The organism is Agromyces sp. ISL-38 (assembly GCF_018613935.1).
Lineage (GTDB): Bacteria > Actinomycetota > Actinomycetes > Actinomycetales > Microbacteriaceae > Agromyces.
In genome coordinates this window covers 19529-40577 of sequence record NZ_JAGGPF010000011.1, presented here as the reverse complement: position 1 = coordinate 40577, position 21049 = coordinate 19529, and the positions used below count along the sequence as shown (strand labels likewise).

14 protein-coding genes are annotated in these 21049 nt (G+C 68.2%); 7 read left to right on the top strand and 7 right to left on the bottom strand.

The annotated features are described in order from the left end of the window. Window positions 1–83 precede the first annotated feature (83 nt). On the top strand, window positions 84–3266 hold the full coding sequence (locus J7E25_RS13475; RefSeq protein WP_214870786.1) for a type I restriction endonuclease subunit R: 3183 nt from the start codon (window positions 84–86) through the stop codon (window positions 3264–3266). 60 nt (window positions 3267–3326) lie between these two features. After that, on the top strand, window positions 3327–5183 hold the full coding sequence (locus tag J7E25_RS13470) for a hypothetical protein (protein WP_214870666.1): 1857 nt from the start codon (window positions 3327–3329) through the stop codon (window positions 5181–5183). Between the two features lie 24 nt (window positions 5184–5207). Here the strand turns inward: J7E25_RS13470 and J7E25_RS13465 are convergent, their stop codons facing one another. The 5 genes from J7E25_RS13465 to J7E25_RS13445 all read right to left on the bottom strand — a co-directional run bounded on the left by J7E25_RS13465 (window position 5208) and on the right by J7E25_RS13445 (window position 11028). Further along, the gene (locus tag J7E25_RS13465) at window positions 5208–6236 is read right to left on the bottom strand and encodes a LacI family DNA-binding transcriptional regulator (protein ID WP_214870665.1); all 1029 of its coding nucleotides are present in this window, start codon (window positions 6234–6236) and stop codon (window positions 5208–5210) included. Between the two features lie 4 nt (window positions 6237–6240). Further along, a complete protein-coding gene (locus J7E25_RS13460) occupies window positions 6241–7734 on the bottom strand; it encodes a GH1 family beta-glucosidase (RefSeq protein ID WP_214870778.1) in 1494 nt (497 codons plus the stop codon). Window positions 7735–7760: 26 nt separating this feature from the next. Beyond that, on the bottom strand, window positions 7761–8669 hold the full coding sequence (locus tag J7E25_RS13455) for a carbohydrate ABC transporter permease (RefSeq protein ID WP_214870664.1): 909 nt from the start codon (window positions 8667–8669) through the stop codon (window positions 7761–7763). Next, window positions 8666–9670 (bottom strand): carbohydrate ABC transporter permease, encoded by a 1005-nt coding sequence (locus J7E25_RS13450; protein ID WP_374196231.1) that lies wholly within the window; start codon window positions 9668–9670, stop codon window positions 8666–8668. Before J7E25_RS13450 ends, J7E25_RS13455 begins: the two co-directional genes overlap by 4 nt. A gap of 77 nt (window positions 9671–9747) precedes the next feature. Then, window positions 9748–11028, bottom strand: a complete 1281-nt coding sequence (locus J7E25_RS13445; protein ID WP_214870663.1) for an ABC transporter substrate-binding protein — start codon at window positions 11026–11028, stop codon at window positions 9748–9750. A 194-nt stretch (window positions 11029–11222) separates the two neighbouring features. Here J7E25_RS13445 and J7E25_RS17970 point away from each other — a divergent pair, with 194 nt between their 5' ends. The 3 genes from J7E25_RS17970 (at window position 11223) to J7E25_RS13430 (ending at window position 14807) form a co-directional block, all read left to right on the top strand. After that, window positions 11223–12041 carry a M15 family metallopeptidase gene (locus J7E25_RS17970; RefSeq protein ID WP_214870662.1) on the top strand — a complete coding sequence of 273 codons (819 nt, stop codon included), beginning with the start codon at window positions 11223–11225 and terminating at the stop codon, window positions 12039–12041. Next, the gene (locus J7E25_RS13435; protein WP_214870661.1) at window positions 12034–13416 is read left to right on the top strand and encodes an MFS transporter; all 1383 of its coding nucleotides are present in this window, start codon (window positions 12034–12036) and stop codon (window positions 13414–13416) included. Before J7E25_RS17970 ends, J7E25_RS13435 begins: the two co-directional genes overlap by 8 nt. Window positions 13417–13526: 110 nt before the next feature. Then, window positions 13527–14807: an amidase domain-containing protein gene (locus J7E25_RS13430; protein ID WP_214870660.1), complete on the top strand. Its 1281-nt coding sequence runs from the start codon at window positions 13527–13529 to the stop codon at window positions 14805–14807. Window positions 14808–15014: 207 nt separating this feature from the next. Here the strand turns inward: J7E25_RS13430 and pgm are convergent, their stop codons facing one another. Further along, complete coding sequence (pgm, locus tag J7E25_RS13425) at window positions 15015–16646, bottom strand: phosphoglucomutase (alpha-D-glucose-1,6-bisphosphate-dependent) (protein WP_214870659.1); 1632 nt, start codon at window positions 16644–16646, stop codon at window positions 15015–15017. Window positions 16647–16733: 87 nt separating this feature from the next. Next, window positions 16734–18050 carry a DUF445 domain-containing protein gene (locus J7E25_RS13420; RefSeq protein WP_214870658.1) on the bottom strand — a complete coding sequence of 439 codons (1317 nt, stop codon included), beginning with the start codon at window positions 18048–18050 and terminating at the stop codon, window positions 16734–16736. Between the two features lie 96 nt (window positions 18051–18146). On the opposite strand from J7E25_RS13420, the gene pheA reads away from it, so the two are divergent. Further along, entirely contained in the window at window positions 18147–19100 is a 954-nt protein-coding gene (gene pheA / locus J7E25_RS13415) for a prephenate dehydratase (RefSeq protein ID WP_214870657.1), read from the top strand. Between the two features lie 99 nt (window positions 19101–19199). After that, window positions 19200–21047, top strand: a complete 1848-nt coding sequence (locus J7E25_RS13410; RefSeq protein WP_214870656.1) for a carboxypeptidase regulatory-like domain-containing protein — start codon at window positions 19200–19202, stop codon at window positions 21045–21047. Window positions 21048–21049 lie beyond the last annotated feature (2 nt).

Here is a 21049-nt window from a genome sequence, read left to right as displayed (position 1 = left end):
CACACCGAGCAACCGCGCCATCGCCCATACGATCGCGGCGAGGCATCCGCCCGAATCGAAACACGCAGAAGGGGGAACACAGCGTGAGCGGCATTCCAGAAGACCAGTGGGAGCACGACGCCATGGAGCAGCTCGTCGAGCCGCTCATGTGGGGGCTCGCGCACGGCCCCGCGATCGCGCCGGGCTCGGGCGAGCGCGACAGCTGGGACGAACTGCTCATCCGCCCCCGACTGCTCGCCGCAATGCAGCGGCTCAACCCGGCGGTGCCCGCCCAGTATCTCGAGCAGGCGATCGCCGAGATCGCCACCCCGACCTCGCAGGATGCGGTACAGCAGAACCACCGCATCCACGAGTTCCTGGTCGAAGGCTACCGGCTCAGTTACCTCGACGACACCGGGGTCGAGCAGCACCCCACACTGCGGCTTGTGAGCGGCGACGCAGACGAGAACGACTGGCTCGCCGTCAACCAGGTCACGATCCGCCAGGCCGACCGCACCCGCCGCTTCGACCTCGTGCTCTACCTCAACGGCATGCCGGTTTCCATCATCGAACTGAAGAAGGCCGGCGCAGCCGGTGCGGATGCCTCGTCAGCCCACGCGCAACTCGCAACCTACCTGCGCGAATTCCCGATGGCGTTCCGCTTCTGCGTGCTCGTGGTCGCCAGCGACGGGATCGAGGCGCTGTACGGCACGCCGTTCACGCCGCTCAACCACTTCGCTCCGTGGAACGTCGACGACGATGGCCGCCCAGTCGAGCCGAATCGCGTCGTCGACGGCGACACGATCACGGCACTCGAAGACGCACTCCACGGGCTCTACAACCAGACCCGGTTCCTGCAGCTGCTCCGCGACTACACCGCCTTCGACGAGAGCGACGAGGGCCTCACCAAGCGCATTGCGAAGCCGCACCAGTACTTCGCGGTCTCGAAAGCGGTGGCCAAGACCATCGAGGCGGTGCGCTCCAACGGCAAGGCCGGCGTCGTCTGGCACACGCAGGGCTCGGGCAAGTCCATGGAGATGGAGCTCTACACCGCGCTCATTGCCCGCGAACCCGCCCTCAAGAACCCGACGGTCATCGTCATCACCGACCGCCGCGAGCTCGACGGGCAGCTCTTCGAGGGGTTCGACCGCAGTCTGCTGCTGCCCGAGAAGCCCAAGCAGATCAAGCTGCGCAGCCAGCTGCGTGACGAGCTCGCCAACCGGGTCACTGGCGGCATCGTCTTCACGACGCTGCAGAAGTTCGGGCTCAGCCCCGATGAGAAGCGGGCGGGTGTGGTGCATCCGCTGCTCTCCGATCGCCGCAACGTCATCGTGATCGTCGACGAGGCGCACCGCAGCCACTACGACGACCTCGACGGCTACGCCCGCCACCTGCGCGACGCGCTGCCGAACGCCACGCTCATCGCCTTCACCGGCACCCCGATCTCGTTCGACGAGCGCGACACACAAGAGGTCTTCGGCGATTACATCGACATCTACGACCTCAGCCGCGCCGTACGCGACAAGGCCACCGTGCCGGTGTACTTCGAACCGCGACTCATCAAGGTCGCCCGCGCCGATGAACTCACCGAGGCCGACATCGACGAGGCCGCCGACGAGGTCACGCTCGGGCTCTCCGACGACGAACGCTCGCGCATCGAGGCATCCGTCGCCGTCGTCAACGCCGTGTACGGCGCACCCGAGCGGCTCGAAGCGCTCGCCACCGATCTCGTCGCCCACTGGGAGGAGCGGCGCGCGAGGATGCACGAGTTCATCGAGAGCCCCGGCAAGGCGATCATCGTCGGCGGAACCCGCGAGATCTGCGCGCGGCTCTACGGTGAGCTCATCAAGCTGCGCCCCGGGTGGCACTCCGACGACCTCGACGGCGGTGTGATCAAAGTGGTCTACTCGGGCCTTCCGTCCGATGCGTCGCCGATCGTCGAGCACGTGCGCCGCGACAGCCAGAACGCGGCGATCAAGGAGCGACTGAAGGACTCCGATGACCCGCTCGAGCTCGTGATCGTCAAGGACATGATGCTCACCGGCTACGACGCGCCGCCGCTGCACACCCTCTACCTCGACCGGCCGCTGAAGGGCGCCCTGCTCATGCAGACCCTTGCACGAGTCAACCGCACCTTCCGAGGCAAGCAGGACGGCCTGCTCGTCGCGTACGCACCCGTCGCCGAGCACCTCAGCGCGGCGCTCGCCGAGTACTCGCCGATCGACCGCGAGGAGCGCCCCATCGGCCGCGACGTGGACGAGGCCGCGGCGCTCGCGCTCGAGGTCATCGATCAGCTGCGCGGCATGCTCGTCGAGGTCGACTGGCGCGGCATGCTCGCGGCTGGTGGGCGCAAGGCGTACCTCAACGCCGTCACCGCAGCGGTCGCCTACCTTCGAGACGCACAGAACCCGCTCAATCGGCCCGACCTCGACGAGACCCTCGCCAGTCGGTACCGGCGACTTTCGGGCAAGCTGGCGCGGCTCTGGGCGCTCGCCTCGGGGCGCAGGACCCTCGCCGCCGTGCACGACGAGATCGCCTTCTACGAGGAGGTGCGCGTGTGGATGGCGAAGTTCGACGCCATCGACCGCAAGGCCTCAGGCGAACCGATCCCCGAGGAGATCCAGCGACTGCTCGGCGGGCTCATCGCGCAGGCGACGGATGCCGGCGAGGTGCTCGACATCTATGAGGCGGCCGGGATGCCCCGCCCCTCGCTCTCCGAACTGACTCCCGAGTTCGTGCGAAATGCCCAGCAGGCGCGCAACCCTCAGCTCGCAATCGAGGCGCTCCGCGCGCAGCTGCTCGAAGAATCGACTGCGGTCACCCGCGGCAACCTGGTGCGGCAGCACGCCTTCTCCGCCCGCATCGCCGAGCTCATGAACAAGTACACCAACCAGCAGCTCACGTCGGCCGAGGTGATCGCCGAACTCGTCGATCTCGCGCGCGAGGTTGCCGCCGAGGGCAACCGCGGAGCATCCTTCTCCCCGCCGCTCAACGACGACGAGCTCGCGTTCTACGACGCGGTCGCCCAGAACGAATCGGCGGTCGAGATTCAGGGCGAGGGCATGCTCGCCGACATCGCGCGCGAGCTCGTCGCGATCATGCGCCGCGACGTGCGCACCGACTGGACGGTGCGCGCCGACGTGAAGGCCAAGCTCCGTTCCTCGATCAAGCGCCTGCTCGTGCTCAAGGGCTATCCGCCCGACAAACAGCCCGAGGCCATCAAGCTCGTCATGGAGCAGATGGAGTCGATGGCGCCAAGGTATTCCGAAGAACGCTCGGCGAGATAGGGCTGTCGTCGTCGGCAGCCACCAGAATCGGAGCAGAAGTTCGAGATCATCGGAGTCAGAATGAGCGAGTATCGGGCCACGCTGCGATTGGCGTCGGGACAGGATGCCATCCGGATCGCCGATGAGCAGATGCGGTCGTGGCTCCGAACGAAGTTGAAGACCGTCGGCCGCGGCACACTCGACACAGTGGATTGGGAGGGTCCAGGTACGCATGACCTTGGCCCTGAGGCCAGTCTCGGCGTCGCTCGGGCTGACAGCTCCGACGGCACTGCACGTCGTCAGCTGCTGCGCTTCACTGAAGTCAATGAGCACGGCGAGTGGGTCGTTTCTTTGTACGCCATCAATGCTGCACGCGACTCTTCCATCGTGGTGCGAGCTACCGGCCCGCAGTGGGTGGCTCCACCTCGCGTGGTCGGTCAGATATTGGAAGTGGCGGACGTCAGAGATGCCGGTACCCGTGTATTCAAAGGCGCGCATCTCGTGCATGAAAGCGATCTCGACGCGCTTGTGGACTACGTCAGGAGCGTAGAGAGGCGCAATGCATTGGTTGTGGCTCCTTCGCCCGGCGTCGAGCTCGAGGAGACCTGGCGGGCGATCGTCGATTCGTTGACGAGCCAAAGCGCGGGCATCGCCACGGTCTACGTTGTGCCGGATCGATTGCTCGCCGCACTCGATGGCGCGCTGCCACCGTCGCACCGCGTCGAGGCCGGGCGAGTTCGCACCTTCCTTCCTGACGTCGATTTGGATTCCTTGACCGATGCGTACCGTCACCGAGTCCTCGGGCCGGTGACACTCACGCGCGCGATACGCGGACGCCGAGTGGCGGACTCGCTTCAACAGGTTCACGCTGGCTCCATTAGAGCTTGGTCGCTGGACGATCGACTCCCGGGTGACCTACGCCGCGCGGTCGATCAACTCGATAAAGATCTTGCCGACATCCGCCGGGCTGAGTTGGTCGATGCCATGATTCAGGCCGATTCCACCGAGAGCGCTCCAGCCGAGGACGAGACAAGCCTGCCGACCGAAACGGAACCGACAGGGCCCACGGTCGGTTCGGGACTCAGTGTCCGGCGGCGAGACCGGCTCGCGCGGTTCGTTCGGCGTTGGTTGGGTCGCGATCACTCGGGCGATGAGGACATCGACGAGCTCGATGCGATCCTGCGGCGTCAGGTGAAGGAACTCGAACTGACTGGCCAACAAGCCGAGCGTACGAAGGAGCAGATCGAGAGGCTCGAGTCTGAGCTCGACGAGCTCCGGCGGCGCTATGAAGACAGCGAACTCGACGCCGCCGTCGAGGCTGACAATGCGCGGCGAATCGACTGGGAGAACCAGGTACTTCGACGACGTCTCAAGGAAGCCGGACGGTACGAGGACCTCTATGTCGAACCGGATTCGGCCGACTGGTCGGCACCCGAGTCGATGCTTGAGCTCGTGCTCCGCCTTCAACCGGGTGAACGATCCCATATCGCGCTCGAGCGAGTCGAGTTCTCAGGAGACATCGATTTCGCTGCCGAGGTGGATGCACGCGACCCCATCGGTCGCTACGCCGCCCGCATGTGGGACTACGTCAGGGTGCTCTACGACTACGCCACGCTGAAGGCAACGTCCGACTTCCGCGGCACCGTGCATGCGTACCTCACGGACGACTCGGTAGCAGGGACGAAGTGCTCACCCCAGCGACATGCGGGTACGGAAAGCGATGCGGTCGTGGGAAACCGGCGGTTGCGTGACCAGCGGTCGTTCCCAGTACCAGCCGCGGTACTCGTGGAGGAGCGAGCACCCATGTACGCCCATTTCAAGCCAACCCACTCCGACACGTTCGCACCGAGGCTGCATTACTACGACGACACGACGGGAACCGGAAAGGTCTACATCGGGTATATCGGGAGACATCTCGAGAACACGCGCACGAATTGATGCCGTGAGTCTGGATCCGCCGCCCTACGCCGAAGCTCGCCGCACCAGCCGGGTCGGCATGATGTTGCGACGGGGCACCGTGTTGTCGCCCGAGAGCACCCGCAGCAGCAGGTCGGCCATCGCGAAGCCCATGTCGGCTGAGGGCTGGTGCACCGTCGTGAGCGGAATGGCCGATGACGTCGCGGCCGGGCTGTCGTCGAATCCGACCACGGCGATGTCTTCGGGAACCCTGCGCCCGCGCTCCCGCAGCACCGAGAGCGCACCGGTCGCCATGAGGTCGCTCGCCACGAAGAGGCCGTCGAGGTCGGGCATCCGGGTGAGCAGCCGGCGGGTGGCGGCCACGGCGCCCGCCACGGTGAAGTCCGCGGTCTCGACAGTGTCGGAGGGTCGGCCTGCGCGCTCCATCGCCCGGCGGAAGCCCTCGAGCCGGTCGATGCCCGCGGGCATGTCGAGCGGGCCCGTGATCGTGCCGATGCGCTGTCGGTTGATCGCGAGGAGGTGCTCGGTGGCGGTCATGCCACCCTCGACGTTGTCGACGTCGACGTAGATCTCGGAGTCGGAATGACGCGACGGGCGGCCGCCGAACACCATCGGCACCGCTCCCACGGCCTCCCACAACGAGTCGTCGCCCTCGTGGTGCGAGACGACGAGCGCCCCGTCGACCACGCCCGATCGCAGGTAGCGCATGGTCTTGCGGCCGGGGTCGTTCGTGGAGATGAGCAGGTTCAGCAGGTACTCGCTCTTGTCGAGGCGTCGCGTGATGCCCTGCACGATCGCGGCGAAGTACGGGTCTCCGAAGAACCGCGTGGTGTCTTCGGGCACGACGAGTGCGATCGCGTCCGTCGTGCGGCTCGCGAGCGAACGGGCCGCGCGATTCGGCACGTAGTTGAGCTTCGCGATCGCCGCATTCACGGCCGTCACCACGTCGGGCCGCACTTTCGGCGAGCCGTTGACGACCCGGCTCACGGTGGCACGGGAGACGTTCGCCTCGCGCGCGACGGCCTCGAGCGTCGGCGCGGCTGGCCGTGCAGTGACTCCACCACCCCCATGCATACGGTCAGTCTATTTCCGAGGCGGCTCGATCGGTGGGTCGTCCGGTGGCCAAAGCTCGGGGGAGCGCCCGATTGCGGATGATCGACGCGTAGGCGAGCCCGCTGTCCTTCACCGTGCGCTCCTGCGTGTCGTAGTCCACCCGCACGAGGCCGAAGCGCTTGTCGTAGCCCCACGCCCACTCGAAGTTGTCCATGAGCGACCAGTAGAAGTAGCCGTGCACCGGCACGCCCTCGTCGACGGCATCGAGGATCGCGCCGAGATGCGCCTCGAGGAAGTCCGCGCGCTCCGTATCGTGCACGCGGCCGTCGCTCGCGATGACATCGTCATAGGCGGCACCGTTCTCGGTCACGTAGAGACGGACGCCGGCGGATGCCGCGTAGTCCCGCTGCACGCGCACGAGGAGCTCGCGCAGGCCGTCGGGCTGCACCTCCCACTCCATCGCCGTGAGGGGCAGGCCCTGGGGATGGTTGAAGACCCCGCCGGCCGCCGGATACGGCGATCGCGTCGGTCGGTCGGTCGGCGCGTCGGCGAGCAGCGGGTGCTCGGCGGGCCGGTCGCTCACGAGCTCGCCGTGGTAGTAGTTCACGCCAAGGGTGTCGATGGGCGTCGAGATCACCTCGAGGTCGCCGGGCTGCACGACCGCGTCGAGGCCGAGGTGACCGACATCCGCCATCAGGTCGTCGGCGTAGGCACCGAGGAAGATCGGGTCGAGGAAGAACCGGTTGAACTGGCCGTCGATGCGTCGGGCTGCATCGAGGTCGCCGGGTCTCGTCGGGTCGACCGGCTTGGCGACGGTGAGGTTGAGCGTGATGCCGAGCTCGAGCCCGGGGTCGCGCTCGCGCAGCGCCTGCACGGCGAGTCCGTGGGCGAGCAGCAGGTGGTGGCCGGCGGCGAGCCCGGCCGCGACATCCTGACGCCCGGGAGCATGCGCGCCGCCCGTGTAGCTCAGGAATGACGAGCACCACGGCTCGTTGAGCGTCGTCCACACGTCGATCCGGTCGCCGAGCGCCTCGTGCATGTCGAGCGCGTAGTCGCGGAACAGGAACGCGGTGTCGCGGTTCGCCCAGCCGCCCTTCTCCTCGAGCGCCTGCGGCAGGTCCCAGTGGTACAGGGTCAGCCACGGCTTGATGCCGGCGCCGAGCAGCTCGTCGACGAGCCGGGAGTAGAAGTCGATGCCCTGCGGGTTCACGGGTCCGCCGTCGGGGCGCACGCGGGACCACGATGTCGAGAACCGGTAGGTCTGCAGTCCGAGGCGCTGCATCAGGGCGACATCCTGCGGCATCCGGTGGTAGTGATCACACGCGACATCGCCGTTGTCGGCGTTCACGACGGCGCCCGGCACTCGGCAGAAGGCGTCCCAGATCGACGCGGTCCGGCCGTCCTCGAACGCGGCACCTTCGATCTGGAACGCCGCGGTCGCGGCGCCGAACAGGAATTCGGACGGGAACGACCGGCCGGTGACGGCTTCGCCCGTGGTGATGGTGTCGGTGTCGGTCATGGTGCGGTTGTCTCCGAGGTCGATGGTCATCCCTTCACCGCTCCAGCCATGATGCCGCTGACGAGCTGCTTGCCGGCGAAGGCGAAGAGGATGAGCAGGGGAATGGTCGACAGCAGCACGCCGGCGAGCACGATCGAGTAGTCGACGAAGTAGTTCGACTGCAGGAGCGAGAGCGCGACGGGAAGCGTCGGGTCGTTGCGGTCGAGCACGATGAACGGCCAGAAGAAGTTGTTCCACGCCGAGACGAAGGTGAACAGGGCGAGCATCGCGGCGGCAGGGCGGGCCGCCGGCATGCCGACGGTGAGGAACGTGCGGAACGAGCTCGCCCCGTCGACCCGTGCGGCTTCGATGAGTTCGTCGGGCACGGCCTGCTGCAGGTACTGGGTCATCCAGAACACGCCGAACGCGCTCGTCAGCGCGGGGATGATGATCGCGCCGATGTTGCCGGTCCAGCCGAGGTCGGCGAACAGGATGTAGAGCGGAACCACGCCGAGCTGCATGGGCACCGCCATCGTGGCGACGACGAAGACGAGCAGCCACCTGCCGCCGCGGAAGCGGAGCTTGGCGAACGCCCAGCCCGCGAGCGTCGAGAAGAAGACGACGGATGCCGCGATGAGACCCGAGCTGAAGATCGAGTTCCAGAGCGCCCGCCAGAAGTTGACGGCCGGGTCGTTGATGACGGAGAGGGCATTGTCGAGGAAGTTGCCGCCGGGCCACCACGACATGTTCGGGTCGCGAATGGTCGAGGCATCCCCGGAGCCGATCAGGAACGACCAGTAGAAGGGGAAGATCGCCGAGCCGAGCACGATCGCGAGGGCGCTGTAGACGAACCAGCCGGGACGCGAGCCGCGCACAGCCTTGGCGCGGCGCCGGGTCGCGGCATCCGATGCACGATCGTCGACCGGGGCCGGGGGGATGGACTTCGTTGCGGTCATCGCCGCACGCTCCCTTCGTCGCGCACCAGTCTTCGGGTGACGAGCAGGTTGATCACGCCGATGGCGAGGATGATCAGGAACAGGATCCACGCGAGCGCGGCGGCGCGGCCGAAGTTCCACTGGCCCCAGCCGATGTCGTAGAGGTAGAGGGTGATGGTCAGCCATTGCGAGTCGGCGCCACCGGTGCCGTACTGGTCGTACATGCGGGGCTCGTCGAAGATCTGCAGGCCGCCGATCGTCGACGTGATGATCACGAAGATGAGCGTCGGGCGGAGGCTCGGAACCGTGATCGCGAGGAACTGGCGGAACTTGTTCGCGCCGTCGATGGCGGCGGCCTCGTAGTAGTCGCGCGGGATGGCCTGCATCGCGGCGAGGAGGATGAGGGTGTTGTATCCCGTCCAGCGGAAGTTCACCATCGTCGCGATCGCGATGTGGCTCGCGAAGGCGTCGCTGTGCCACGGCACCGCGGGGATCCCGAGGTCGGCCAGGAGCGTGTTCACGAGGCCGTACTTGTCGCCGAACATGTTGCTGAAGATGAGGGCGACGGCGACGGGCGCCATCACGTAGGGGAGCAGCACGCCCATGCGCCAGAACGTCTTCGCGCGGATGTTCTGGTCGAGCATCGCGGCGATGAAGATCGCGAGGAGCAGCTGGGGCACGCTCGAGAGCAGGAAGATGCTGAACGTGTTGCGCAGGGCGATCCAGAACTTCGGCTGGGTCAGCACGTAGACGTACTGGTCGAAGCCGATGAACTCACCGGTGCCCCGCACCAGGTCCCAGTCCATGAAGGAGATCACGGCCGTATAGCCGATGGGGAACAGGCCGGTCACGATGAAGAGGATGAAGAACGGCGAGATGTAGAGGTACGGCGACAGCTTCATGTCCCACTTGGTGCGACGCTGCCCGAATGCGAGGCGCGTGGGCGTGCGTGCGGACGGGCCGGTGTCCGGCGCATCCGACCGGATGTCGGGTGGCGGCGGGGCGGTTGCGGTCGAGGTCACAGTCGTTCCTTCGGTTCCAGGTCGGTGCACGGGTGGTTCCGCGGTGGCCGGGTCGCCCCGGCCACCGCGGAGGTCACTCAGCCGATCGCGCCGACTTCCTGGACCCACTGGTCCCACGAGGCCTGCTTGTCCTGCGTGCCGTCCTCGACACGGGTCAGGGCCTTCTGCATGGCGTCGTTGACCTGGAAGTAGAACTCGCCCTTGAACGGAGCCACATCGACGGCCTTCGCGCGGTTGGTGAAGATCTCACCGACCGGTGCGCCGTTGAAGTAGTCGTTCGTGAACTCGGTGAGCGCCGTGTCGGAGTACGCCTCGGTCTGGCTCGGGAAGGTGCCCGCCGCGACGAACGCCTTGATCTGCTGCTCGGGCGCGGTCAGCCAGTCGGCGAGCTTCTGCGCCTCGTCGACGTGCTTGCCGTTGGCCGGAACCGTGAGGTACGAGCCGCCCCAGTTGCCGCCGCCGTTCGGGAAGACGTCGGCGACGTCCCACGTGGTCACGCCCTCGGCGTTTCCCGAGATCACGCCGAGCATCCAGCCCGGGCAGAGCATCGTCGCGTAGGCGCCGTTGCCGACGCCGGCGAACCAGTCGTCGCTCCACTGTCCGAGGTGGGCGGACTGCGTCGCGCTCGCGTCGAGCACCTGGTTGTAGATGTCCTCGACCTCGCTGTTGTCGGCGGCGATGATGTCACCGGAGTCGGGGTCCTCGTAGGCGGCCTCGACCTGGTTGATCATGCCCTGGTAGGTGCTGCCGGCGGAGTCGAACCAGGCCTTGCCGGTGGCGGCGGTGTACTGTGCGCCGACCTCGAAGTACTTGGCCCAGTCGCCCTCGAGCAGGGCGGCGACCTCAGTACGGTCGGTCGGCAGGCCGGCCGCGGCGAACAGGTCGGAGCGGTAGCAGACGCCCTCGGGGCCGATGTCGGTGCCGTAGCCGATGAGGCGTCCGTCGGCGTCGGTGGCGGCGTCGACCTTCCAGTCGAGCCAGCGGTCCGTGACGTCGGAGGGCACCTCGGCGAGGAGGTCGGAGTACTGCATGACCTCGGGCAGCCAGTCCACCTCGATCGCCTCGACGTCGGCGAGGCCCGTCTTGCCGAGCTTCTGGAAGTAGTTGGCGCGCGCATCGTTCGAGGTCGCGGCCTTGTTCTGCACGACCGTGACGCCGGGGTTGGCGTCCATGTACTCCTGGAGGAGCTCGTCGGTGTAGCCGAAGTCGTTGAAGGTGGCGACGGTGAGCTCGATCTCGCCGTCACCGCCCGAGCCTGCGTCGGCCGCCGGCGAACAACCGGCGGTGATGAGGGCGATGGATGCGGCGCTTGCGATGGCTGCGATCGCCGTAGTGCGTCGTGAAAGCTTCACGGTCACTCCCTTGTGTGCGTGGTGTCGGAATGGTCACGTGAGGACGCGCCGACCCACTTGGTGAGAGCGCTCTCACGATGCAGCCCCGATGATAAGCAGGCATGAATCGCAATGTCAAGAGAGCGCTCTCATTCTGTTGACCCGTGACCCGGACATGACCGCGCTGAGTGCTCCGTGGCCGCGGGCGTACACTCGAAACCGTGCCTGCAAGCGAGCGTCGAGAGTCGTCCGGTCGCGTCAAGCAGAACCGGCGCCTCGCGGTGGCGCTCACCCTGAGCCTCGTGCTGATCGCCGCGAGCGCAGTCGTGATCGGTGCCGTCGCCGGTGCCGATCCGACCGGCGATGCTGCCGGCCCCGGCGCGGCATCCGACGCCCCCAAGACCCCGACCTCGCGACCCGCGCCGGCCGAACCGCCGCCGGCGGCGAGCGTCGACACCTTCGATCGGGCCGCTCATTCACTCGACGATCCGATGAGCATCTGGGTCGTCGTCAACAAGCTGCGGCCGCTCAACCCGCCCGACTTCGAACCGCCCGACCTCGTCGACGTGCCCGTCGAGCACACGTGGGATCCCCTGCTACGGCAGGAGGCGGCTGACGCGATCGTGACCATGTTCCAGGCCGCTGCCGACGAGGCGGGTCTTGAGCTCGCCTCGAACAGCGCCTACCGGTCGTACAGCGCCCAAGAGGAGATCTACGACGGCGACGATCTGCTAACTGCACGGCCCGGTTACAGCGAGCACCAGACCGGCCTCACCATGGACATCGGCGCGGTGTCGGGGGAGTGCTCGCTCGCCGCGTGCTTCGCCGATACCCCCGAGGGAATCTGGCTGCGCGACAATGCCTGGCGCTTCGGCTTCATCCTGCGCTACGCGGCCGACAAGACCGACGTCACCGGGTACTCGTTCGAGCCGTGGCACTTCCGCTATGTCGGGGTGCCGCTCGCGACCGAGATGCACGAGACTGGCGTCGTGACCCTCGAAGAGTTCTTCGGCCTCCCGGCAGCGCCCGACTATGGCTGAACGGATGCCGCGGCGCGGCGTCTCGCTCGCAGTGCTGATCGTCAACCAGCTACTCGCGGGTGTCGGCGTGGCATCCGGCGTCGCGGTCGCGGCGCTCCTCGCCAAAGACCTCACCGGCACCGCCGTGCTCGCTGGGATGGCCCAGTCCTCGACCGTCCTCGGGGCCGCGCTCTCGGCGATCCCGCTCGCGCGGCTCGCGGTGCGCTCCGGCCGCCATGTCGCGCTCGCGGCCGGCTACGGGCTCGCCTTCGTCGGCGCCGTGCTCATCGTCGCCGGGGCGGCGCTCGGATGGATTCCGCTCGTCTTCCTCGCCCTCGCTGCGTTCGGTGCGGGAGCCGCCGCGGGTCTGCAGGCGCGATTCGCGGCCACAGAGGTGGCTGCACCCGGTTTCGAGGCCCGCGCCATGTCGCTCGTGCTGTGGGCGACGACCCTCGGTTCGGTCGCAGGCCCACTGCTCGCGGAAACGGGCGACGACCTGGGCCGCGCGCTCGGGCTTCCCCCGTTCGTCGGGCCGTTCCTGCTCTCGGGTGCCGTGTTCGGCCTCTCGACGGTGCTCGTCGCCGCGCTCCTTCGGGTGCCGCGGGCCGGAGCGCTCGCATCGGATGCCGCGACGAGCGCGCCGGCCGCCGACCCCGACGATGACGGACCGCTCGCACCCGACGGGGTCGCCGATGTCGCCGGCGCAGCGCCGGTGGCCGCAGAGGTGCCGGGCGCAGACGTCGCCGATGAGACGCCTGTGGCGGACGTCGCGCTGAAAGCCCCGGTCGCCGAACGTGTCGGCGCCTGGCAGGCGCTCCTCACGGCGGTGCGCAACCCGCTCTCCCTGGTCGCGGTTCTCGCCATCGTCTGTTCGCAGACGGTGATGGTCGGCGTCATGGTGATGACGCCGGTGCACATGACCGACCACGGACTGTCGCTCGCGCTCGTCGGGGTGGTCATCAGCATCCACGTGGTCGGCATGTACGGCGCGAGCCCGATCGTCGGCTGGCTCGTCGACCGTGTCGGTCCGGTGCGCGTCATCGTCGGCGGAGCGGTAATCCTCTTCGCGGCGGCGCTCGTCGGCATCCTCGCCTCGGGCGACGACATGCTGCTCGTGCCGGTCGCGCTCGGGCTCCTCGGGCTCGGCTGGTCGTGCGGACTCATCGGCGGTTCGACGTTGCTCACGACGTCGGTCGACCAGTCGATCCGGGTGCCGTTGCAGGGTGCGACGGATGCCGCGATGAACGTGACGGCGGCGGCATCCGCTGCCCTCTCGGGGGTGATCCTCGGCATCGGCGGCTTCGCGGTGGTGAACGTGGTGGCGATGATCGTGCTCGCGCCGCTCGTCATCGCCGTGCTGCGGCTCGCGCTGCGGCGTGCGAGCGTGCCCGCCTGATCATTGGGTGAGCGCGCTCTCACGCTTCTCCCAGCGTTTAGGAGGTTCCCTCACAATCTGTCGTGATGGGGTAACGCGGTCCCCCGAAATGCCGACCGGAGATCCCCCACGTGTTCGAGAAATTCACGCTGCCCGCGCTCCGCCGTTCGACCTTCCGTGAACCCGCTTCCGTCACGTACCCCTCGTTCGGCGACGCGGCCCCCGCCGATTCGTCCCCCTCCTTCGGTGACCCGGCTCCCGCCGATTCGTACGCCTCGAGCGCGGTGAATCCGGCCGAACCCGAGACGACTTCGGAGCCGCTGCGCGAGCCTCGCCATCGTGCCGACCCGGTTCGCAATCGCCGGTCGTTATCCGGGATGCGCCGCTCCTTTGCACTCGGTTGCGCCGTCGCGATCGTGGGAGCGAGCGCGTTCGGCGCGGTCGCTGCATCCGCCGGCGACGGCACCACGACGGTCGCCTCGGCTCGCGACGCGGGTGCCTCGGCCTCCGAAACAGTCGATCCTGCCGAAGCGGCGGCGGTCGACGAGCTCGTCTCGGTCATCGACTCCCACGACGGCCCCACGATCACGAGCGGATTGTCGGTCGCCGAGGTGCCCTTCACCGGCGGCACGCAGGTCACGGTCACCGGCGAAGAGCTCGACCAGGTGGCATCCGTCACCGTCGCCGGCGTTCCCGCGGCGATCGTCGCCCTCGATGCAAGCCAGGTGACGTTCGCCGTGCCGGCCGTCGCCGAGAACGCGCTCGGCAGCGTCGAGGTGCGATTCGCGGATGTCGCGGGCGAGTCCGTCGACGTCGAGGCGCCTGGCGCGAGCGTGGCCGCCGGCGCATCCGTGCCCACCGCACTCACCACCGAACTCCCCGGCATCGTGCACGCGTCGACGCAGTCCGTGCCCCACGCCCTCACGCTCGCGTACACGACCAACCCGGCCATCGACGCGCAGGTGGGCTACGTGCTCACCTACTGGAGCGGTTACAACACCGCGCAATACACCGTCTTGAGCGGTGTCGACTGCGCGAACTTCGTGAGCCAGTCGCTCATCGCTCGGGGGTGGGCGATGGACGGCGAGTGGTACTACGACGCCGGCACCGGCGCGATGGGTGGCGCGTGGGGGAGCTCCACCGCATTCCGCGACTATGTGCTCGCGCACCCTGAGCGGGCGACCGAGCTCGACGACTCGCAGCGATCACTCGTGAAGGTGGGCGACATCGCCCAGTTCGACTGGGATTCCTCCGGCGACCGCGACCACACGGCCGTCGTCACGCGCGTCGAGCACACCGAATCCGGAACCAAGGTCTGGGTCGGCGGGCACACCAAGGACGCCGACTTCTGGGACGTCGACGAGGCGCTTGCCACCGGCGGCGGCTCCGTCACCTACTTCTCGCTCACCTAGCCCCGGTGGTTGAGTAGCGGCGCAGCCGCGTATCGAAACCACCCTGCCCAGAGTCCGGTGGTTGAGTAGGCGCGCAGCGCCGTATCGAAACCATCCTGCCCGCACGTGCACGATGGTGATCTCGATACGCGTCGCCCGCGGCGGCGCTACTCGATCACCGAGGCACGCGTCGCGCTGGCGCGCGGCGCTACTCCATCGCCGGGGGCGTCACGCGTCGGCCAGAGCGTCATCGACGAGTTGCTTCGCCGCGGCCTGCACCGACTTCAAGTGTTCGGGACCACGGAACGACTCCGCGTAGATCTTGTACACGTTCTCGGTGCCGCTCGGTCGCGCCGCGAACCACGCGTCGGCCGTCGCGACCTTGACCCCGCCGATCGCGGCGGCGTTGCCGGGCGCATCGGAGAGTTTCGCCGTGATCGGGTCGCCGGCGAGGTCGGTCGCCTCGATCGAGGCCGCGTCGAGCTTGCCGAGCACGGACTTCTGGGCGGGGGTCGCCGCGGCATCCGTGCGCTCGTAGGCGGGATCGCCGAAGCGGGTGACGAGGTCGGCATAGAGCTGCGAGGGCGAGCGGCCCGTGACCGCCCGGATCTCCGAGGCGAGCAGGCACAGCAAGATGCCGTCTTTGTCGGTGGTCCACACGGTGCCGTCGAAGCGCAGGAACGAAGCGCCCGCGCTCTCCTCGCCGCCGAATCCGACCGAGCCGTCGAGGAGTCCGGGCACGAACCACTTGAAGCCGACCGGAACCTCCCAGAGCCGACGGCGCAGCGACGCGGCGACGCGGTCGATCATCGAGCTCGAGACGAGCGTCTTGCCGATCGCGGCATCCGCACGCCAGCCGGATCGGTGGCCGAAGAGGTACTCGACCGCGACGGCGAGGTAGTGGTTCGGGTTCATGAGGCCGCCGTCGGGCGTGACGATGCCGTGCCGGTCGGCGTCGGCGTCGTTGCCCGTGAGGATGTCGAACTCGCCGGCGTGCGCGAGCACCGACGCCATCGCCGAGGGACTCGAGGGATCCATGCGGATCTTGCCGTCCCAGTCGAGCGTCATGAACGACCACGTCGGGTCGACGCGCTCGTTCACGACGGTGAGGTCGATGTTGTACCGGTCGCGGATGGCACCCCAGTAGTTGACGGATGCCCCGCCGAGCGGGTCGGCCCCGATGCGCACGCCCGAGCGGCGGATCGCGTCGAAGTCGATGATGTTCTCGAGGTCGTCGACGTAGTTGCCGCGGAAGTCATAGGTCTCGACGCCGCTCGGCTCGGCCTCGAGCACGCCGCGCAGGTTGTCGGCGATGAGCCCGTTCGCGCGGTGCGCGATCCAGCTCGTGGCCTCGGAGTCGGCCGGGCCGCCGTGCGGCGGGTTGTACTTGAAGCCGCCGTCGCCGGGCGGATTGTGGCTCGGGGTGATGACGATGCCGTCGGCCTCACCCTCGGCCCGGCGCGCCGGGTCGTTGTTCCACTTCAGGATCGCGTGCGAGAGCGCCGGCGTCGGCACGAAGTCGTCGAACCGGTCGACGAGCACCCGCACCTGGTTGCCGACGAGCACCTCGAGGGCCGTCGTCATAGCGGGCGCGCTCAACGCGTGCGTGTCGGCGCCGATGAAGAGCGGGCCCGTGATGCCCTGCGACGTGCGGTACTCCACGATCGCCTGCGTGATCGCGAGGATGTGCTGTTCGTTGAAGCTCGTCGTGAGCGACGAGCCGCGGTGCCCCGAGGTGCCGAAGGCCACGCGTTGGTCGGGCTCGGAGACATCCGGATCGCGATCGTAGTAGGCCCTGACGAGAGCCTCCACATCGATGAGGTCGGATTCGGTCGCCGGGGTTCCCGCTCGCTCGTGCATCCACCCAGTCTGTCACCGGCGCCTCGCTCCGTCACGGGATCATTGCCATTCACACGCCCATCACTCGCCATCGCTCGCCCCGCGAGCTCAGAGGAGCGCGCCCACCCCGGTGGCGACCGAGAAGATCGCGAGCCCCGCGAGCGCGCCCACCACTGTGCCGTTGATGCGGATGAACTGCAGGTCGCGGCCCACCTGCAGTTCGAGCTTCTCCGTCGTCTCGCGGGGGTCCCACCGCTCGACGGTCTCGGTGATGACGCCGGCGATCTCGTGCCGGTAGGTGCGCACCACGTAGGCGGCGGCATCCGCGACCCACGCGTCGACCTTGGCCGCGAGCTCTTCGTCGGAGGCGAGGCGCGACCCCACCTCGATGACCGCCGCACGCAGCCCGGCGCGCAGTTCGCTGTGCTCGTCGGCGAGTGATTCGGCGAGCGTGTGCTTCACCGACTCCCACACCTCGCCGGCGAACTCGCGCAGCCGCGGGCTCTCGAGGAGCTCGGCCTTCAGGGACTCGACCCGGGCGATCATCGCCGGGTCGTGCTGGAGGTCGTCGGTGAGGTCGGCGAGGTAGCGGTCGATCGCGATCCGCAGCGGATGCCCCGGATCGGAGCGCACGGCGCGCACGAACGACCGCACCTCGCGTGAGGCCCGGTCGTCGACGATGCGGTCGACGAACCCCGGAAGCCAGCGGGGCAATCGGTCGGAGACCATGCTGCCGAACGCCTCGGGATGCGACTCGAGCCAGCCCTCGGCCTTCTCGAGCACGACGTCGATCGCCGTGCGCTGCTGGTCGGACTCCACGAGCCGAGCGCCGAGTCGCCCGATCGCCGGGCCCCACTCAGGCGCGAAGACGTGCCGCCGGGCGAGGCTCTCGATCACGTCTTCGACATCCTCGTCGCCGAGGAGGGTGAGCACTCCGCGCGCGGCGACGGCGACCTCGGCGGTGAGTCGTTCCGCGTGCTCGGGCATCGCGAGCCACTCGCCGAGGCGCCGCGCGACGCCCATCGACTCGAGCTTGCCGAGCACGACCTCGTCGGAGAGGAACTCGTTCTCGACGAACGCGCCGAGGCTCGCCCCGATCTCGTCCTTGCGGTTCGGGATGATCGCAGTGTGGGGGATCGGCAGCCCGAGCGGATGCCGGAAGAGCGCCGTCACCGCGAACCAGTCGGCGATCGCCCCGACCATCGCGCCCTCCGCGGCGGCGCGAACGTAGGCGAGCCACGGCACGGCGTCCTGCAACGCGAACGACACCGCGAAGACCACGGCGGCGACGGCGAGCAGGCTCGTCGCGACGCGCTTCATGCTTCGCAGCGCGACGAGCCGTTCGGCGTCGGACGGCACCGGGGTGCGTCGCGCAACCACCGCGAGCTCCGTGCCACCGCCGGCTTCAGAATTCAGGAGATTCATGCCACCTCCGAGCTCCAAGCTACGTGTTTCCCGCCCTGACCGTGCTCCGGGCGCGCAACGCTCCTGAATTCTGAACAGCTGGCTAGGCTTGCCTGCATGATGGATGCCGCGCCCGCTTCGCCCGAGGAGACATACTCCTACCTGGGGCCGGCCGGAACCTTCACCGAAGCGGCGCTGAAGCAAGTGCCCGAGGCCGTGGGCAAGCACTGGCGCTCGGTCAACAATGTCGGCGAGGCGCTCGCGGATGTCACCAGCGGCCGCTCGACGGCTGCGATGATCGCGATCGAGAACTCGATCGAGGGCGGCGTCACGGCCACGCAGGATGCACTCGCGACCGTGCCCGGGCTCCGCATCATCGGCGAGTACCTCGTGCCCGTGAACTTCGTGCTCGTGGCACGCGAGGGCACGACGCTCGCCGACGTGCACGTCGTGAACGCCCACCCGGTCGCCTACGCGCAGTCGCGCGGCTGGCTCGAGCGCGAGCTGCCCGACCACGGGCACATCCCCGCGACGAGCAACGTGCAGGCTGCGGCATCCCTGTTCGAAGGCAGCCAGGCGGATGCCGCGGTGGCACCGCCCGGCATCACCGAGCACCTCGACCTCGTGGTGCTCGCCCGCGACATCGGCGACAACCCCAACGCGGTCACGCGCTTCGTGCTCGTGAGCCGCTCGCACGTGCTCGCCGAGCCCACGGGCGCCGACAAGACGAGCCTCATCGTCGAGCTGCCCAGCGACGAGCCAGGCTCCCTGCTCGCGATGCTCGAGCAGTTCTCCACGCGCGGCGTGAACCTCTCACTCCTCGAGTCGCGGCCCATCGGCGACGCCCTCGGCCGCTACCGCTTCGTCGTCGACCTCGACGGCCACATCGCTGACGAACGCGTCGCCGACGCGTTGCTCGGCTTGCGCCGCACGAGCCCCAACGTCCTGTTCCTCGGGTCGTATCCGCGCGCCGATCGCCAGGAGGTCTCCTACCACTCGAGGTACGACGACGAGATCTTCATCGAGGCGCGCGACTGGTTGCGCGGCCTGCTGAGCGGGGAGCCCGACTGAGCCTTCCGCGGCCGCCCATCGCCCGCGTCGACCCGCCTGCACCTTCGTCATGCGATCGTCCTGTTGCGGAGAAGTCCTCAACATTGGTACGTTCCGGCTATGTCGCGCAAAATGGGGTACGTCGATGACACGGGGAAGTACATCGATCGGCGGGGCGCGGGACTCGAGTACGGCCGGCCGGCGCGCCGCCGCATGGGCCGGCGTCGGGGGATGGCCGTCGTGGCAGCCCTCGCTCTCGTCGCTTCGTCGCAGTCGCTGGCGCTGACTCCTGCCATGGCGGCGGAGTCGCCCTCCATCTCGGGCACGGTCACCCTCGGAACCGCGTCCACGCCTGCGGGGGACAGGGAAGTCGTCGTCACCGCACGGCTCTACAGCGACTTCAACGGCAGCTGGACCGAGTTGAAGACGAGCACTGACGCAGCAGGTCGCTACACGTTCGAGTCGTTGCCTCGCGGCTGGTACGAACTCGGGTTCGACTACGTCGGCGACGAAGGGTTCGCGACGATGTGGTGGCCCTCGCACCCGGTTCCGTCGCCGAACGTGACACGCTTCCAACTCGGCGAGGAAGCGCTGCTGAGGGACATCACGCTGCCCCCTGGCGCGTCGCTCGGGGGAACGGTGCGCAACACGGATGGCGTGCCGCTGGAGGCCGTTCGGGTGACCGCATCCGCGTTCGATCCGGCGGGTGGCGACGACCCTGTCACCGTTGGCACCCTGCTGACGGCTGCCGATGGGATCTACGCATTCGACGGCCTGCCTTCGGCCGAGTACTCGCTCGACTTCTGGACCGCCGCGGACTACGAGTCCGCGACGCTCACCGGTGACCTCGACCTCGCCGTCGGTGAAGAGCGCACCGGTGTCGACGTGATTATGTACCGGCACACGAGCCTCAGCGGCAACATCCTGTGCCCGAGATGCGGTGATCCCGAGGTGACGCCGCTCCTCTCCGTGGAACTCGAGCGCGATGCCGGCACCGGATCCGAACCGGTATGGGAGGGCGCCGGAACGACGCCGGTCTCGCCGACGGCTTCCATCGATCGCGGCTATTACACCCTCACCGGGCTCGAACCGGGGTCGTATCGCATTCGGGTCGTCGGCGATGAGAGCTGGACTCCCCAGCCGAACGCCTCCGAGGCGGTGGCCATCGAAGACGGCGACGATGCGCTGCTCGATCACAGCATCGAGTTCCCGAAACTGGATCGTGACTTCTCGGGCGACGACGATCCCGACGTGATCATACGCACGAGAGGAGGGGGCTTGAACCTCTATGCCGGTGACGGGGCGTCCGGCTGGTCGGGCGTCTCCTCGATCGGTTCGGGCTGGGCGACGATGAACCACGTGTTCACGGCGGGCGACTTCTCGGGCGACGGGAATGCCGACGTGATGGCACGTGATAGGGCGGGGCGCCTGTACCTCTACCGAGGCGACGGCTCCGGCGGCTGGCTGGGCTGGGGCGTGGTCGGAACGGGCTGGGGCGTCATGACCTCGATCTTCAGCCCCGGCGACTTCTCCGGAGACGGAAACGTCGACCTCCTGGCGCGGGACGGCGCGGGAGACCTCTGGTTGTACCCCGGTGACGGCCGCGGCGGGCTCGGAGCCGCGTCGAAAGTGGGTGTCGGCTGGAACATCTTCGATGAGGTCTTCGCGGTCGGCGACTTCGGCGGTTACGGACGCGCGAACGTCATGGGGCGCGACAGCGCCGGGCAGCTCTTCGTCTACCCGTCGTCGGGATCCGGTGGCTGGGCGCCATCCTCCCGCGTCGGCACCGGCTGGGGTGCGTTCGATGCGGTGTTCGGCTCTGGTGACTTCACCGGAGACGGCAACGACGACGTGATGGGGCGAGACACCGCTGGTCGTCTCTGGCTCTACCCGGGCGACGGATTCTCGGGATGGAAGCCCCAGTCGGTGGTCGGAACGGGTTGGAGTTCGCTCTTGTTCGTGAGCTGACC

What these genes read in the sequence shown, in the direction of transcription:
- J7E25_RS13470 (WP_214870666.1), top strand. Translation starts at nt 3,327, where the DNA reads ATGAGCGAGTATCGGGCCACGCTGCGATTGGCGTCGGGACAGGATGCC.
- J7E25_RS13465 (WP_214870665.1), bottom strand. Translation starts at nt 6,236, where the DNA reads ATGCATGGGGGTGGTGGAGTCACTGCACGGCCAGCCGCGCCGACGCTC.
- J7E25_RS13460 (WP_214870778.1), bottom strand. Translation starts at nt 7,734, where the DNA reads ATGACCGACACCGACACCATCACCACGGGCGAAGCCGTCACCGGCCGG.
- J7E25_RS13455 (WP_214870664.1), bottom strand. Translation starts at nt 8,669, where the DNA reads ATGACCGCAACGAAGTCCATCCCCCCGGCCCCGGTCGACGATCGTGCA.
- J7E25_RS13435 (WP_214870661.1), top strand. Translation starts at nt 12,034, where the DNA reads ATGGCTGAACGGATGCCGCGGCGCGGCGTCTCGCTCGCAGTGCTGATC.
- pgm (WP_214870659.1), bottom strand. Translation starts at nt 16,646, where the DNA reads ATGCACGAGCGAGCGGGAACCCCGGCGACCGAATCCGACCTCATCGAT.
- J7E25_RS13420 (WP_214870658.1), bottom strand. Translation starts at nt 18,050, where the DNA reads ATGAATCTCCTGAATTCTGAAGCCGGCGGTGGCACGGAGCTCGCGGTG.
- pheA (WP_214870657.1), top strand. Translation starts at nt 18,147, where the DNA reads ATGATGGATGCCGCGCCCGCTTCGCCCGAGGAGACATACTCCTACCTG.
- J7E25_RS13410 (WP_214870656.1), top strand. Translation starts at nt 19,200, where the DNA reads ATGTCGCGCAAAATGGGGTACGTCGATGACACGGGGAAGTACATCGAT.